The sequence below is a fragment of the Proteus sp. fly-1013 genome, assembly GCF_040140245.1.
Lineage (GTDB): Bacteria > Pseudomonadota > Gammaproteobacteria > Enterobacterales > Enterobacteriaceae > Proteus > Proteus mirabilis_B.
Genome location: NZ_JBEEWD010000001.1, coordinates 271,533 through 287,826, shown reverse-complemented (window position 1 = coordinate 287,826; position 16,294 = coordinate 271,533). Strand labels below are relative to the sequence as shown.

Genomic DNA, 16,294 nt, shown 5'->3' with positions numbered 1-16,294 from the left:
TGTGTTTTCATTAACACGTCAACCCGATTTTGATAATTACCTAGTATAAACGAAATAAAAATTAATTACGCTGATAATTGCAGATTTTTTTTAGCATAAGTCAACGATTTTTCAATGACTTCGTCAATAGACAAGCTTGTAGAATCGAGAATTAATGCATCTTTCGCCGCAACAAGTGGCGCAACAGCGCGATTCCGGTCACGGTAATCGCGTTCTTTTATCTCGGATAAAAGGCGCTCAAAGTTAACATTAAAGCCCTTTTCCTGCAACTGTAACATGCGACGACGCGCGCGCTCTTCAGCACTCGCTTCTAAAAATATTTTCACTTGAGCGTCAGGAAAAACAATTGTGCCCATATCTCGACCATCAGCAATTAAGCCCGGTGCTGTACGAAATGCGCGTTGGCGACGTAATAATGCTTCTCTTACTCGAGGAAAAGTTGCAGCTTGTGATGCCGTATTCCCAACTGTTTCTGTTCGAATTTCAGTTGAAACATCTTCACCTTCAAGAATGACATTTAAGCCATTCTCATTAGGAATAAAACGCACATCCAAATTTGCCGCCAAAGGTACTAAAGCATCTTCGGAGGTGATATCTACATGATGATGTAAAGCTGCTAATGCCAATACACGATAAATAGCGCCAGAATCGAGTAAATGCCAGCCAAATGCTTTCGCTAATGCTTGGCATAATGTTCCTTTACCTGCTCCGCTAGGCCCATCAACAGTTATAACAGGGACGATAACCGCCATGAGTTTCTCCTTTTCGTGGGCACTGCATTTCTGTGTTTGTTGCTCTATTACATTGATATAATAGGCATAGTATTCAAACAGAGAAAAACAGTATTAATATATGCGCGTCATTATACGCATACAATGTATAGGAAGAAACAAGCAGTTAAGCACTAAAGAGTCTTATTTAAGATTATTTTTTCGAGATGGATATTTTTGAGAAAAAATTAGCCTAATTATAATAAAAAATCAGCAGAATTGTTCTTCAAAAAGCCCAATACTGCCGATTTAACTGATTTAATTTTGACTCATTTTAATTAGTGATTTTCATATTAATTATTACGTTGAGAAAGTGTTTCTAATTTCTCGAAATAATCAGGGAAGGTTTTTGCGGTACATCCCGGATCAAGAATAGTAATTGGTGTATCAGAAAGTGCCACCAGCGAAAAGCACATCGCAATACGATGATCGTTATAAGTCTCAATATCCGCAGTGGTTAACTGTTTTGGTGGTGTTACTTTTAGGTAGTCGTGCCCTTCTTCAACAATCGCACCCACTTTTTGTAACTCGGCAGCCATTGCCGCTAATCGGTCAGTTTCTTTTACACGCCAGTTGTAAATATTGCGGATCACCGTTTCGCCTTCAGCAAAAAGAGCCGTGGTAGCAATGGTCATTGCTGCATCAGGGATAGTATTCATATCCATATCAATGCCTTTTAACGTTCCACGCTCACACTCAATATAGTCCTCACCCCAGCGTACTTTGGCGCCCATTTTTTCAAGCACAGAAGCAAAATGAATATCCCCTTGTAAGCTGTTTTTGCCAATACCTGTAACTCGTACAGTGCCACCTTTAATGGCAGCCGCAGCTAAAAAGTAAGAAGCAGATGAAGCATCGCCTTCTACAAGATACTTTTCTGGTGATTGATATTGCTGGCCACCTTTTATAACAAAGCGCTGGTAGTCTTGGTTTTCAATTTTCCCACCAAAGGTATTAATTAACGCTAAGGTAATATCAATATAAGGTTTTGATACTAATTCACCTTTAATGGTGATGATCGTATCTTGCTCTGCTAAAGGTGCCATCATTAATAAAGCAGTCAAAAACTGGCTAGAAACACTACCATCAACCTCAACATTGCCACCTAAAAAACCACCACGTAAGCGAATTGGTGGATAATCAGTCTGTTCAAGGTAGTCAATTTTTGCGCCACCTTGACGTAAAGCGTCAACTAAATGCCCAATTGGACGCTCTTTCATACGAGGCTCGCCAGTAAGAATAATATCATGCTGACCGAGATTTAATGCGGCCGCCAATGGTCTCATTGCTGTACCTGCGTTACCTAAGAAGAGTTCTAACGGGGAATTTGTTTTAAATTCGCCACCTAGTCCTTCAATATCACATACCGTATTGTTATTTGATAATTGATATTGCACACCTAAGGCTTTTAATGCATTAAGCATATGGCGAATATCATCACTATCTAATAAGTTGGTTAGACGAGTTTTACCTTTGGCTAAAGCCGCTAATAACAACGCACGGTTAGAGACACTTTTTGATCCTGGTAAATTAATAACACCTTCGATATGAGCGATAGGTTGTAATGTTAACGATTCCATAAACAGGTAAAAACTCCAATAAACAAGTAAATTAAGCGAGGATGTTATTTAATTAAATATAAAATTATTTAGGTACTTATATTTTTATTTATTAATTCTGTACTCGGTAATTCAATTTTAATTATTAACATCTTAAAGATTGAATAAATAAGAAAACCTGTATTTTAAGCAGGCTTTCTTATTCTAAATTTTATTGATTACGCATGGCGTCGTTCAAAATCAGCCATAAAGTCGACTAATGCTTGAACACCTTCCAATGGCATTGCGTTATAAATTGAAGCACGCATACCACCTGATACACGGTGACCTTTTAATGCGACTAAACCTTGTGCTTCCGCCTCTTTTAAGAATACTGAATCCAGTTCAGGAGAAGACATTTGGAAAGGCACATTCATTAGTGAACGATTCTCTGTGGCAATACGATTGATATAAAAATCACTATTATCAATTGCACTATAAAGAAGTGCTGCTTTTTCATAGTTACGTTTTGCCATCTCTTGCAAACCACCTTGCTCTTTCAGCCACTTAAAGACCATACCTGATAAATACCAAGCAAAAGTAGGTGGTGTATTAAACATAGAATCATTTTCAGCAAGCACTGTGTAATCAAATACTGAAGGTGTTTCTTTGCGTGCTTTACCTAATAGATCTTCACGAATAATGACAATAGTTAAACCCGCAGGACCAATATTCTTTTGTGCACCCGCATAGATAACACCAAAACGGCTAACATCTATCGGTTGAGATAAAATAGAAGATGAATAGTCAGCAACAACAATTTTGCTGTCATCAAAATCAGGCTCTTCATGAATGGCAATACCATCAATGGTTTCATTTGGGCAATAATGCACATAAGCTGCATCAGCGCTTAATTGCCACTCTTTCATTGGTTTAACACCAATTTTGCCATCAACTTCTGTTTTAATTTTAATAATATTTGGCGAACAATATTTTTCAGCTTCTTCGGCTGCACTTTTAGCCCAATAACCACCATCAATATAATCAGCGCTTGCTTTATCGCCTAATAAATTGAGAGGTAAAGCAGCAAAATGACCTCGAGCACCACCGTGGCAAAAAAGAATTTTGTAGTTTTCTGGCACATTAAGAAGATCACGAAGATCTTGCTCTGCCTGATGAGCAACTTCAAGAAACTCTTTACTGCGGTGGCTAATTTCCATAACCGAACGCCCAAGCTCATGCCAGTTGCATAATTCTAATTCTGCACGACGAAGGACTTCTGCCGGTAACATAGCCGGACCTGCACTAAAGTTATATACCTGACTCATTCAAATTCACCCTATCTGAATATGTTTTTACAAAATGACCTTTATCGGTTGTATCATTCCCGTTAAATTGGCGCAATGATTATTGTGAACTAACGCATAATATGCAGCGCGTAAAAATAATGGTTAGGAGTGTTTTATGTCGGGGAGTGTAAATAAAAAAGAAGAAGCGAGCTGGGGAATGCTTCTTCATGGAAAAAATAGTCTAAAATCGCTCGCTTTAGCAGGAGGCGTCGCATTACACGCAATTAATGTCTATATTACGATCACAACACTACCTTCAATTGTACGTGATATTGGTGGGCTTAATTTATATGCATGGAACACCACTGTTTTTATTCTGGCTTCAATTCTTTCTTCTGCATTAACTTCACGATTACTGAGTGCATTTGCACCTCGCAATAGTTATCTTTTTGCCACCATTTGCTTTTTAGCTGGCTCTGTTATTTGTGCAACAGCACCCTCAATGCAGATATTGCTTTTAGGGCGATTTATTCAAGGCGCTGGTGGAGGAATGTTGCTGGCACTTGCTTACTCTTTAGTTCGAGTCATGTTTCCTCAACCACTTTGGTCCAGAGCCATGGCGTTAATGTCTAGTATGTGGGGAATATCGACACTATTAGGTCCCGCACTGGGTGGAATATTTGCTGAATATGATGTTTGGCGTGGCGCATTTTGGTCTATTTTATTTGTAGGCATTCCTTACGCTATTTTATTATTTACTATTCTTCCTACCGAAAATAATGCTGATAATATTGTCGCCAAAGCGCCGTTACCTTATCAACAGCTTATTTTATTAATGCTCGCTGTATTATCTATTTCTATTGGTAGTCTTTATAACGTTATTTTATATAACGCCTTATCCTTTATATTTGCTTTGATCTTTATTTTACTGTTAGTCAATATTGATAAAAAATCAAATAATGGCTTATTTCCTAAAGGAACATTTTCTTTTTCTGCACCATTAGCACCAATATATCTCACCATGGCTTTATTAGGGATCAGCGTACAAACAGAAGTCTTTGTGCCCTATTTCTTGCAAATTATCCATAACATTACTCCTCTACTTTCGGGTTATTTAGCGGCATTAGTTGGTGCGGGTTGGTCTTTCTCTGCCATTATGTCTTCATCAAGTAAACAATCTACCGCTCAGAGATTAATGCGTTTTGGCCCAATGATTAATTTTTCAGCCATTGTGATCCTTGGTTTATTTATCTCTAATGTTTTAACCATACCTTATGGGCAAATTATCATTATTTGTATAGCCCTCTTTTTTACAGGTGCCGGAATTGGTATGGCATGGCCCCATTATTTAACTCGTGTATTGCATGTCTCTCAAGGGCAAGAAGCTCAAAAAGCAGCGACATCTATTACGACTATCCAATTATTTTCAACGGCTGTTGGAGCCTCTATTTCAGGGACGGTGGTTAATATGGCAGGGTTAACAGATCCGGGTGGAATGATAGGCGCTCAAAATGCTGCACATTGGCTCTTTATTGTTTTTGCAATAACGCCATTAATTGCTTTCTTTACAGCAAGAGTTGTTGTCTCTCGAGCTAAAACAAATTAGCCATTTCACTCTTTACAAATAACAAAGCCTCATTAATGAGGCCTTGTTATTATTCAAACTCTTTTAAATTAATACTTTTCGAAATTCTCTTGGATTTTCGCAGGCTCTTGCGTTTGTGTTAAAGATAATTGTAATAACACTCTCGCTTTTTGTGGGTTTAAGCGCTCTGATGCAACAAAGCCATATTTTGCATCATCAACTTCACCATTTTGTGTAGTAAAGCCTACTGGTACACGGCTTGCACGCACAATAACCACACCTTTTTTGGCACCATCGGCTAAGGTATCAAAAATATCAGTATATAAGTTGCCGTTACCAACACCCGCGCTGACAATACCTTTATAGCCATTATCAATAAAGGCTTTTGCTGGTAAATTAGAAGCATTGGAGTAGTTATAAACAATACCAACTTTTGGTAATTCAGTCAGTTTACTGACATCAAATACAGGTTTATCTGCACAAGGTAATGCGGCAGTGTAATAATGAACCTTACCGTTATGTACGTAACCTTGAGCACCTGCGTTAACGGGCTGGAATGCCTGAACTTCAGTCGTGTTCATTTTCACAACATCTTTACCACTGATAACTGCATTATTCATGGTTACTAATACACCACGATCTTCAGAGGCTTTATCGCTCGCAATCACAACAGCATTAAATAGATTTAAAGGGCCTTCGGCACCTAATGCTGTTGCAGGACGCATTGCACCCACCATAACGACAGGTTTTTTACATGCAGTGGTTAAATCAAGGAAATAGGCTGTTTCTTCCATGGTATCTGTACCATGAGTGATCACAAAGCCATCTGTTTTATCGCAGTCTGCATTAATTTTATTAGCCAGCTTAAGCCATACTTGGTCATTCATATCTTGAGAGCCGATATTCACGACTTGCTCGCCTTTTAAATTAGCGACTTTTTTAGCCTCAGGCACTGCATTAATTAATGTATCAATGCCTAATTTACCTGCTGTATAGCTTGATGTTGTTGCTGAATCGCCGCCACCAGCAATTGTGCCACCTGTTGCTAAAATGGTGACATTAGGTAAGGCAAAAGCAGAACCACTGATTACAGCTAACAGGCTGGCGAGCAATGTTTTTTTCATCATCGAACTGATCCCTTATGAGTTTATAAATAAATCCAATTATGATGATTTAAAATTATTAATTCCGTGATAAATCAAACGAATTTATTAAAAAAATTCATATATCAAATAAATTATGAGTGATAAATATAGTTAGCCTTGGGTAAATGAGAGAAATTATTAGTGCATTACAGGGGATTTCAGTATCATGTGCCCCTAACTATCACCAGCAAAATATTGATGAAACCTGCCATGTCACAAACATTTATTCCTGGCAAAGATGCCGCACTGGAAGATTCTATCGCTAGCTTTCAGCAAAAATTAACCGACTTAGGATTTAACATTGAAGAAGCTTCATGGTTAAACCCTGTTCCTAACGTTTGGTCTGTTCATATTCGCGATAAAGATTGCCCTTTATGTTTTACTAACGGTAAAGGTGCTAGCAAAAAAGCAGCATTAGCTTCCGCATTAGGCGAATACTTTGAGCGTCTTTCGACCAATTATTTCTTCTCTGATTTCTGGCTAGGTGCTGATATTGCAGAAGGTGAATTTGTTCACTATCCAAGTGAAAAATGGTTCCCACTAACAGAAGATGATTCTGTTCCTGCGGGCTTATTAGATGCACGTTTACGTGAATTTTATGATCCTGAAGGTGAGTTATGCGGTAGTGAGTTAGTTGATTTACAATCAAGTAATCATGATCGCGGAATTTGCGCACTACCATTTATACGTCAGTCTGATGAAAAGCCTGTTTATATTCCTGTAAACATTATTGCTAACTTATATGCATCTAATGGTATGTCAGCTGGGAATACAAAGAATGAAGCGCGTGTTCAAGGACTGTCTGAAGTTTTTGAACGTTATGTAAAAAATCGCATTATCACCGAAAGAATTAGCTTACCTGAAATTCCTAAAGAAGTTTTAGCTCGCTACCCTGCTGTTATTGAAGCAATTGAAACATTAGAGCAAGAAGGTTTCCCAATCTTTAGCTTTGACGCATCTTTAGGGGGGCAATTCCCTGTTATTTGTGTCGTGTTATTCAATCCACAAAATGGTACATGCTTTGCCTCTTTTGGTGCTCACCCTGATTTTGGTGTGGCTTTAGAGCGTACTGTCACTGAACTATTACAAGGCCGTAGTCTTAAAGATCTCGATGTCTTTAATCCGCCAAGCTTTGATGATGAAGAAGTCGGTGATCACACTAATCTTGAAACACACTTTATTGATTCAAGCGGTTTAATTAGTTGGGATCTCTTTAAGAAAGATGCTGATTACGCATTTGCTGATTGGAACTTCAGTGGTACAACAGAAGAAGAGTTCCATACCTTAATGTCACTTTGCCAACAGTGCGATGCAGAAGTCTATATCATGGACTACTCACACTTAGGAGTTTACGCTTGCCGTATTTTAGTGCCTGGTTTATCAGATATTTATCCTGCTGAAGATTTACAATTAGCCAATAACATCATGGGTGTACATTGGCGCGACACTATTCTTTCGCTACCAACAAGCCAAGGCACTCAAGAAGAGTACCTTTCACTTATTGGTCAGTTTGATGAAGATGGCTTAGACGACTTTACACGTATCAGAGAGATGATTGGTATTGCTCCGGGTAAAGATAATGGTTGGAGCCATTTACGTGTAGGCGAATTAAAATCAATGTTAGCGCTTGCAGGCGGCGATCTTGATCAAGCGCTTGTTTGGGTTGAATGGACTCAAGATTTTAATGCTTCTTTATTTACGCCGGATCGTCAAAACTATTATCGCTGTTTACATAATCTCTTATTATTACAACAAGAGACTGAACGTGAACCAGCACAATATATGCACGCATTTTCCCGTATGTATGGCGAAAAAACATTACAAGCGGCCTTAAACGCAATGCAAGGTAAACAAGCATTTTACGGATTACAAACTATTGATCCTGACTTAGCTAATTTACCTGTTCATCAGTCGTTACTGGCAGCCTATGAGAAATTACAGAAAGCAAAACGTCAATCGACTAAATAAGCCTATTTTGTTTAAGGTTATTTATTAAATAATAATTAATTTTAATTGAATAATAAGCGCGTATTTAAATTGAAACACTCTATTGAAAAGTAGAGTGTTTTATTTTGCTAAAAATAAAATATTGACAGATTTGTCAATATGACAAATTTGCCACCTGACAAAATTGTCAAAATATGGCAAAAGTGACGATTTAAGGCATTTAATATGACACTATAAATACATATTGAACTTTTGCACTAAGAATAGCACTTAATTCTAGTTTAAATTGCTATTTGTTTAACCAGATCCCAAAAATTAAAAAACCTTATTTTTATAATGGATATATGTCTGGAGTAATCAATAAAGATTAACCACAAATAAAGTAATGTTTATATTTATAGCAAAAGTAAATAAGGCGTTAAATTTGATTTTTAATTCTTAACATACGGGGTTTAAATAATACTTTATATTTACTTTTTACTTTATTTATCCAGCTAGTCTAAAATTTTTTGATAATTTTTAAAAAATTTTTTTATTCTATTAATCAAATAGTTATAGCTAAAATAGCGGGTTTTTACGCACTAAAAACGGGATTCTAATGAGCGACCATGATCCATATCAATTTTAGAAGTAAGCCCCTTTGCTACTATTATTGCGTGCTATAATTATTCCAACATATAAGAGAGTGTTAGTATGAAAGCTGACAGCCCTTTTAATTTATTATCACCTGCTGATATGGCAAAAGTTGCCGATGACGCATGTTGTTATAAAGCAAATAAACAGATCCCAATGACTTACTTATCTGCATTTACTGCGGGAATGTTTATATCCATTGCTTTTGTTTTTTATATTACTGCTACTACAGGTACCGCATCTGTTCCTTTTGGGCTGGCTAAATTAGTCGGTGGGATCTGCTTCTCTCTGGGGTTAATGCTCGTTGTCGTTTGTGGCGCGGACTTATTCACCTCAACTGTTCTTACTATTATACCTAAAGCAACCGGACGTATATCTTGGGGCAAAATGTTTGCTAACTGGATAAATGTCTATCTTGGTAACTTTGTTGGCGCACTCTTTTTTGTCGCCTTAATGTGGTTTGCTGGTCAACATATGGCTGCAAATGGGCTTTGGGGGCTGAATGTTTTACAAACTGCACAACATAAACTAGAGCACACGTTTATTGAAGCTGTTTGTTTAGGTATTCTAGCTAACTTAATGGTTTGTCTTGCAGTATGGATGAGCTATGCAGGTCGTACACTGATTGACAAGCTTTTTGCACTGATTTTACCTATCGGTATGTTCGTTGCTAGTGGTTTTGAGCACAGTATCGCTAACATGTTCCTTATTCCTTTAGGTATTGTTATTAAGAATTTTGCACCAGCAGAATTCTGGACTAAAGTAGGTGCATCATCCGAACAATTTTCAAATTTAACTGTATCAAATTTTCTCTCTAATAATTTATTACCTGTCACTATCGGTAACATTATTGGCGGGGCAGTCCTAGTCGGTCTGGTATACTGGTTAATGCATCTGCGCGGTGACAAACATTAATCCGTGCAGGTATGACTGATTTCTTAAGTTCCATTGTAAAAAGGTAGAAGTATCATGTCTGATTTAAATGAAAAATTTGCTGAAGCATGGAAAGGTTTTTCTGAAGGTGAATGGCAGAACGGTGTTAACGTTCGTGACTTTATTCAAAAAAACTATACTCCATATGAAGGCGACGAATCTTTCCTAGCAGGTTCCACTAAAGCAACTGATACACTTTGGGAACAAGTTATGGAAGGCATCAAAATCGAAAACCGCACGCATGCGCCGGTTGATTTTGATACTTCTGTTGCTTCAACTATCACATCTCACGATGCGGGTTACATCACTAAAGATTTAGAACAAATCGTAGGTTTACAGACTGATGCACCTCTGAAACGTGCGATCATCCCATTCGGTGGTATCCGTATGGTTGAAAGTTCTTGCCAAGCTTACAACCGTGAGCTGGATCCAGAACTGAAAAAAATCTTTACTGATTACCGTAAAACTCACAACCAAGGCGTTTTCGATGTTTATACTCCAGACATCATGAAATGCCGTAAATCTGGTATCTTAACAGGTTTACCAGATGCATATGGTCGTGGCCGTATCATCGGTGACTACCGTCGTGTTGCACTGTACGGTATTGAGTTCCTGCGTAAAGATAAATTTGCCCAATTCACCTCTTTACAAGAAAGAATGGAAAAAGGCGAAGATCTGGAAATGACTATCCAACTGCGTGAAGAAATCGCAGAGCAGCACGCTGCTTTAGGTCAAATCCAAGAAATGGCTGCGAAATACGGTTACGATATTTCTCGTCCAGCTCAAAACGCTAAAGAAGCAGTACAATGGACTTACTTCGGTTACTTAGCCGCTGTTAAATCTCAAAACGGTGCTGCAATGTCATTTGGTCGTGTATCTACTTTCTTAGATATCTACATCCAACGTGATATTGATGCAGGTTTACTGACAGAAGAACAAGCTCAGGAATTAATTGACCACTTAGTCATGAAATTACGTATGGTTCGTTTCTTACGTACTCCTGAATATGATGAGCTGTTCTCTGGTGACCCAATCTGGGCAACAGAATCTTTAGCAGGTATGGGTTTAGATGGTCGTACTCTGGTAACTAAGAATACTTTCCGTTTCTTAAATACCCTGTACACAATGGGTCCATCACCAGAACCAAATATGACCATCCTGTGGTCAGAACAACTGCCTATCAACTTTAAAAAATACGCAGCGAAAGTCTCAATCGATACTTCTTCAATCCAGTACGAAAATGATGACTTAATGCGTCCTGACTTCGACAGCGATGACTATGCAATCGCATGTTGTGTTAGCCCAATGGTTGTTGGTAAACAAATGCAGTTCTTCGGTGCTCGTGCAAACTTAGCGAAAACCTTACTGTATACCATCAATGGTGGTGTTGATGAAAAACTGAAAATCCAAGTAGGTCCAAAACATGCGCCAATCATGGACGAAGTATTAAACTTCGATACCGTGATGAACCAAATGGATCACTTTATGGATTGGTTAGCAACTCAGTACGTCACTGCGCTGAACGTTATCCACTACATGCACGATAAATACAGCTATGAAGCAGCTCTGATGGCACTTCATGACCGTGATGTATATCGTACAATGGCATGTGGTATCGCAGGTCTGTCTGTTGCTGCTGACTCACTGTCTGCAATCAAATATGCAAAAGTTTCTCCAATCCGTGATGAAAACGGCTTAGCGGTTGACTTCAAAATTGATGGCGAATACCCACAATTCGGTAACAACGATTCTCGTGTAGATGACATCGCTTGTGACTTAGTTGAACGTTTCATGAAGAAAATTCAGAAACTGCGTACATACCGTAATGCGGTACCTACACAGTCAATCCTGACTATTACTTCAAACGTTGTTTACGGTAAGAAAACAGGTAACACTCCAGACGGTCGTCGTGCAGGCGCACCATTCGGACCAGGTGCTAACCCAATGCACGGTCGTGACCAAAAAGGTGCGGTAGCTTCTCTGACTTCTGTTGCGAAACTGCCATTTGCTTATGCGAAAGATGGTATTTCTTACACCTTCTCAATCGTACCTAATGCATTAGGTAAAGATGATGATGTTCGTAAAGCGAACCTTGCTGGTCTGATGGATGGTTACTTCCACCACGAAGCTGGCATCGAAGGTGGTCAACACCTGAACGTCAACGTGATGAACCGTGAAATGCTGTTAGAAGCAATGGAAGATCCTGAGAAATATCCTCAGTTAACTATCCGTGTTTCTGGTTATGCAGTTCGCTTTAACTCACTGACTAAAGAGCAACAGCAAGACGTTATCACCCGTACATTTACACAAACAATGTAATAAAGATAACTATATGCATTTATTTACTGAGAAAGTAGATAAAATCGCTTAGAATAAAGGCCCCTACTTTGGGGCCTTTTTATTAGACAGTTTTGGAGTAACCCTGTTATGTCCGTACTTGGTCGTATCCACTCATTTGAATCCTGCGGTACTGTTGACGGTCCCGGAATACGTTTCATTGTTTTCTTTCAAGGATGCCTAATGAGATGCCTCTATTGTCACAATCGTGACACATGGGATACTCATGGTGGGCAAATCGTCACAGTTGATGAACTAATGAAAGAGGCGGTTACCTATCGTCATTTTATGAATGCTTCTGGCGGCGGTGTTACTGCTTCAGGCGGCGAAGCAATTTTGCAAGCAGAGTTTGTACGTGATTGGTTCCGTGCTTGCCAGAAAGAAAATATCCATACCTGTTTAGATACTAACGGCTTTGTTCGTCGTTATGATCCCGTTATTGATGAATTAATGGATGCCACTGACTTAGTGATGCTCGACCTAAAACAAGTCAATGATGAGATCCACCAGAAACTGGTTGGTGTATCAAACCAGCGTACACTTGAATTCGCACGTTATTTAGCAAAACGAGGCCAAAAAACATGGGTTCGTTATGTTGTTGTACCGGGTTGGTCTGATGATGATGATTCAGCTCATCGTTTAGGCGAATTTATTAAAGATATGAAAAATATCGAAAAAGTAGAACTTCTTCCTTACCACGAACTCGGCAAACATAAATGGGTAGCTTTAGGAGAAGAATACAAACTAGATGGTATTCATCCACCGTCAAAAGAGACGATGGAAAATGTAAAATCAATTCTTGAATCTTACGGCCATAAAGTTATCTATTAAGTTATTCTACTTAATATTAATTTAAGAAGCAGCGGTTTTAAGCGCTGCTTTTTTGTTTAATGTTTACTTATTAGCCATAATGTTTTTCTCGATGGCAATTTGGACAAAGAGCTTCAGCATTTTCAACGGTATCATTCCCTCCTTGTGATAAGAATATTTTATGATGTACTTCAAGATAACCTTCTAATTTATCTTTATTCTGCTTTTTTTTTCGTTTAAATGGCGCAGGTTTTTTACAACATTCACAAATCCCGTTTGCTCTCTCTAAAACTTCTGCAACAACATCTGGATTACGTGGATAAACCAATACTTCTCTCGAAATATATTCAAGCCTAGCAGGCGCTTTTTTTAATCTTTCCTGGCGAGCTTCTTTTGAAGATCCTCTTGATTGCTTAACCGCATCTTCAAATTCTTCATTGAGTTTTTCTAAAGTCCGATCTTTACTTTGAATCTCTGTGCTTTGAATCTCTGTATTTAAGTTATTCTTTAAAACGTCAAGTAAAACCCTAGATACTTTCTCTGAAAGAGGTTTTTTTAATGATTGTCCTTGTTTACAAAAATGACGTTTAAAATTATTCCAATTATAAGGAGTATCTAGCTTAGGTAAGCTTTTACTTAAAACATCCTCATCTAACTCAATAAATTTATTTAAATGTTCATCATCAGGTGCTCTAAATTTTAACCTATTAGGTGATTTGGTGTTTTTTTCATCTATATAGTGACCAATAACCTCAAATAATCCGCATAATTTATAATTTTCATTAGTTTTTATTCTTTGAATAATAAAAACTTTATCTCCTTTTTCAATATTATAAAGGTCATCTACTCGAGCACCTGATAATCCATAACCACTTTTGTAATCAAAATCCTTCTTATTTTTATCACCATGTAATGCATAATAATATTTCATTTTTATTCCTATTTATTATCGTGCATTCATTTTACTTAAGACACATCCCCTCTTATCAAAGAAAAGGCTGCAAATAAGCTATCTAATACTCCTATTGCTATAACTGAATAATATTGCTTTTTTACTATAAGATTATCCTTAACCTATATTAGCTTTAATACAGTTGATTAATAACAAAACAAAAAGATATTATAGAGCGCTTATATTTATAAACAAAAATATCGGGATTAAGGTACAGGAAATGGAACAAGACAACAATTCATCGCTAACAGAGCCACAAGAGGTATTTACGCCTATTCCTCAAGCGCGAGGCGCCTCAGGCGGTGTTCGCTGGTTAGGACTGGGATGGGATTTAATAAAAGAACGTTTTTGGATGTGGATAGGCGTTATTATTATCTACTTTATCGTTAGTCTTATTATATCAACCATTCTTGGATTTATTCCGCTATTGGGTCCAATCATTTCACCTTTTGTTACTACTGTATTAGCTGCAGGTGTCGTGGCTATTGCTCATCAGCAGTATGAAACCCAACGTATTGATGTTGATACCTTATTTGTTGGTTTCTATAATAAACGCTATCTTAGTTTGATGGGTGCTTACGGTATTAGTTTTCTCATTTTACTAGCTGGTATTATTCTGGCTATTTTAGTCAGCAGTGCCGCTATGATGGATATTTTTTATGCTATCAATAGCGATTATCCTGAAGAAATCATTGCTGAAATGATGGTGGATAACTCATCTGGATTTACATTATTTTTTATTATTATCGCTATTTTTGGTGCGCTAAGTACTGCAGCCTATTGGTTTGTTCCTGCACTTGTATTAGTTAATGGTTATAAAGCATTCCCTGCAGTTAAAGCAAGCCTTGCAGCAGTAAAAATAAATTTAGCGGGCGGTTTCTTCTTCTTTATTTTGCTGTTCTTTATTATCGCGATTAGTGTTATTCCATTTGGCTTAGGGTTATTAATTACCATTCCTCTTTCTTACACTGCGATGTATGGCTCTTATCGTGACGTTTTTTATCACCATAATGTAGGAAATCAAGGAAATAACGGTGGAATTGGCGGAAGTGGCGGAAATGGAACAATTTCTCTAAATAAAACCGCTGAATCTAATATTGGTAAATTAGTTAGTTAATTCTTAGCATTAACTTGCTTAAATAAAAAAGCAGTAGAGCGTAAATTCTACTGCTTTTTATTGTCTAGAATAAATAGCTATTATCATTAACCCGCAAACGGATTTTTATTATCATAAGATTTATTATAAAGCGCGTCAGAGATCAAATAGTTATAAATTTCATCAACAATTTCAATGCCTTCTTTCTCGCTTCTCTGTTCTTCTATTTGGCTATTCTCACCAGGATAAAGCACTTTCTCTACATCAGGAGCTGGTTTAATTGCATTTAATTCACCCATAACCTGTGAGATATGTTCTCTAAATAGAGTGGCATCAGTAAAGAAAGCAGGATTGATAACAATATGTAATTGGCCTAATTCTCGCCCTTGTGTTAAATCGTGATACATTGAACTGACATGCTTTCCAAAAGGAAGCCCAAGTAAAATACCAGACAACACATCAACCATCATCATCAAGCCATAGCCTTTAGGTCCTGCAATAGGCAATAAACCTTTTACTGCAAAGGGATCGGTTGTAGGTTTACCACTTTCATCGACAGCCCAAGTATCGGGAATATCGACATGGCGTGAACGCGCATCTAACACTTTGCCCCATGCTTGTACGGTTGTTGCCATATCAAATGTAATATGTTTATCGCCTACTCCGGGAGCCGAAAAAGCGATAGGATTAGTGCCGTAATAAACTTCGGAGCCGCCAAAAGGAACAACCATTGGATCAGATTGACACAGCGAAATACCTATCATACCCGCTTGTGATGCTTGTTCAACAAAGTAGGACAATGCGCCACTATGACCAATTCGTCTTACACCAACAACAGCAACCCCTTTCTCTTGTGCCATTTTAATTGCGCGTTCCATTGCGTCTTTCGCTGCAACATGCCCAGCACCATTATCACCATCAAATACAGCGCTACAAGGTCCCGTTTCTGTATAAGTAAAATCAGGAGCTGTATTTGTACCGCCTTTACTGATCCGTTCTGCATAATACTCTACACGCACAGCACCATGAGAATGAATACCTTTAGCATCAGCATGGACTAAGACATCAGCCACCGTATCTGCATGAGACTCACTCAATCCTGCATGATGTAATTTGTTTTTTATTAATTGATGTAACTGCTGTTTAGAAACTATCATAGAATATGCTCTTTTGTAGGGTTCTAATTAAATAGAAACGTCATAAAATAACTGAGGTAAATTCGAGCGATAGGTCTAATTTAACAGCATAAATAGGATCTG

The 16,294-nt window shown here is 37.9% G+C and carries 12 protein-coding genes; 6 read left to right on the top strand and 6 right to left on the bottom strand.

The features are described 5' to 3' along the window. Positions 1 to 65: 65 nt before the first annotated feature. From cmk to serC, 3 genes are all read right to left on the bottom strand, one after another. Positions 66 to 752, bottom strand: a complete 687-nt coding sequence (cmk, locus tag ABN236_RS01280) for a (d)CMP kinase (RefSeq protein WP_100159572.1) — start codon at positions 750 to 752, stop codon at positions 66 to 68. 311 nt (positions 753 to 1,063) lie between these two features. Beyond that, entirely contained in the window at positions 1,064 to 2,350 is a 1,287-nt protein-coding gene (gene aroA, locus ABN236_RS01275; protein ID WP_088493294.1) for a 3-phosphoshikimate 1-carboxyvinyltransferase, read from the bottom strand. 197 nt (positions 2,351 to 2,547) lie between these two features. Further along, positions 2,548 to 3,636, bottom strand: a complete 1,089-nt coding sequence (gene serC, locus ABN236_RS01270; protein ID WP_349473198.1) for a 3-phosphoserine/phosphohydroxythreonine transaminase — start codon at positions 3,634 to 3,636, stop codon at positions 2,548 to 2,550. A gap of 136 nt (positions 3,637 to 3,772) precedes the next feature. On the opposite strand from serC, the gene ABN236_RS01265 reads away from it, so the two are divergent. Continuing rightward, on the top strand, positions 3,773 to 5,203 hold the full coding sequence (locus ABN236_RS01265; protein ID WP_349473197.1) for an MFS transporter: 1,431 nt from the start codon (positions 3,773 to 3,775) through the stop codon (positions 5,201 to 5,203). Between the two features lie 68 nt (positions 5,204 to 5,271). Here ABN236_RS01265 and ansB read toward each other — a convergent pair whose 3' ends face one another. Next, the gene (gene ansB, locus ABN236_RS01260; protein WP_349473196.1) at positions 5,272 to 6,309 is read right to left on the bottom strand and encodes an L-asparaginase 2; all 1,038 of its coding nucleotides are present in this window, start codon (positions 6,307 to 6,309) and stop codon (positions 5,272 to 5,274) included. Positions 6,310 to 6,537: 228 nt separating this feature from the next. On the opposite strand from ansB, the gene ycaO reads away from it, so the two are divergent. The 4 genes from ycaO (at position 6,538) to pflA (ending at position 13,008) form a co-directional block, all read left to right on the top strand. Beyond that, complete coding sequence (ycaO, locus tag ABN236_RS01255; RefSeq protein ID WP_349473195.1) at positions 6,538 to 8,295, top strand: 30S ribosomal protein S12 methylthiotransferase accessory factor YcaO; 1,758 nt, start codon at positions 6,538 to 6,540, stop codon at positions 8,293 to 8,295. 672 nt (positions 8,296 to 8,967) lie between these two features. Continuing rightward, positions 8,968 to 9,822 (top strand): formate transporter FocA, encoded by an 855-nt coding sequence (focA, locus tag ABN236_RS01250; protein WP_075673549.1) that lies wholly within the window; start codon positions 8,968 to 8,970, stop codon positions 9,820 to 9,822. Between the two features lie 54 nt (positions 9,823 to 9,876). After that, positions 9,877 to 12,159, top strand: a complete 2,283-nt coding sequence (gene pflB / locus ABN236_RS01245) for a formate C-acetyltransferase (RefSeq protein ID WP_088493299.1) — start codon at positions 9,877 to 9,879, stop codon at positions 12,157 to 12,159. 108 nt (positions 12,160 to 12,267) lie between these two features. Beyond that, positions 12,268 to 13,008: a pyruvate formate lyase 1-activating protein gene (gene pflA, locus ABN236_RS01240; protein ID WP_023581312.1), complete on the top strand. Its 741-nt coding sequence runs from the start codon at positions 12,268 to 12,270 to the stop codon at positions 13,006 to 13,008. Between the two features lie 70 nt (positions 13,009 to 13,078). Here the strand turns inward: pflA and ABN236_RS01235 are convergent, their stop codons facing one another. Further along, a complete protein-coding gene (locus tag ABN236_RS01235) occupies positions 13,079 to 13,918 on the bottom strand; it encodes an HNH endonuclease (protein WP_349473194.1) in 840 nt (279 codons plus the stop codon). Positions 13,919 to 14,159: 241 nt separating this feature from the next. On the opposite strand from ABN236_RS01235, the gene ABN236_RS01230 reads away from it, so the two are divergent. After that, a complete protein-coding gene (locus tag ABN236_RS01230) occupies positions 14,160 to 15,056 on the top strand; it encodes a BPSS1780 family membrane protein (RefSeq protein ID WP_349473193.1) in 897 nt (298 codons plus the stop codon). Between the two features lie 86 nt (positions 15,057 to 15,142). On the opposite strand, the gene allD is transcribed toward ABN236_RS01230, so the two are convergent. Next, positions 15,143 to 16,192 (bottom strand): ureidoglycolate dehydrogenase, encoded by a 1,050-nt coding sequence (gene allD, locus ABN236_RS01225; protein ID WP_088493301.1) that lies wholly within the window; start codon positions 16,190 to 16,192, stop codon positions 15,143 to 15,145. Positions 16,193 to 16,294 lie beyond the last annotated feature (102 nt).

What these genes read in the sequence shown, in the direction of transcription:
- cmk (WP_100159572.1), bottom strand. Translation starts at nt 752, where the DNA reads ATGGCGGTTATCGTCCCTGTTATAACTGTTGATGGGCCTAGCGGAGCA.
- aroA (WP_088493294.1), bottom strand. Translation starts at nt 2,350, where the DNA reads ATGGAATCGTTAACATTACAACCTATCGCTCATATCGAAGGTGTTATT.
- serC (WP_349473198.1), bottom strand. Translation starts at nt 3,636, where the DNA reads ATGAGTCAGGTATATAACTTTAGTGCAGGTCCGGCTATGTTACCGGCA.
- ABN236_RS01265 (WP_349473197.1), top strand. Translation starts at nt 3,773, where the DNA reads ATGTCGGGGAGTGTAAATAAAAAAGAAGAAGCGAGCTGGGGAATGCTT.
- ansB (WP_349473196.1), bottom strand. Translation starts at nt 6,309, where the DNA reads ATGATGAAAAAAACATTGCTCGCCAGCCTGTTAGCTGTAATCAGTGGT.
- ycaO (WP_349473195.1), top strand. Translation starts at nt 6,538, where the DNA reads ATGTCACAAACATTTATTCCTGGCAAAGATGCCGCACTGGAAGATTCT.
- focA (WP_075673549.1), top strand. Translation starts at nt 8,968, where the DNA reads ATGAAAGCTGACAGCCCTTTTAATTTATTATCACCTGCTGATATGGCA.
- pflB (WP_088493299.1), top strand. Translation starts at nt 9,877, where the DNA reads ATGTCTGATTTAAATGAAAAATTTGCTGAAGCATGGAAAGGTTTTTCT.
- pflA (WP_023581312.1), top strand. Translation starts at nt 12,268, where the DNA reads ATGTCCGTACTTGGTCGTATCCACTCATTTGAATCCTGCGGTACTGTT.
- ABN236_RS01235 (WP_349473194.1), bottom strand. Translation starts at nt 13,918, where the DNA reads ATGAAATATTATTATGCATTACATGGTGATAAAAATAAGAAGGATTTT.
- ABN236_RS01230 (WP_349473193.1), top strand. Translation starts at nt 14,160, where the DNA reads ATGGAACAAGACAACAATTCATCGCTAACAGAGCCACAAGAGGTATTT.
- allD (WP_088493301.1), bottom strand. Translation starts at nt 16,192, where the DNA reads ATGATAGTTTCTAAACAGCAGTTACATCAATTAATAAAAAACAAATTA.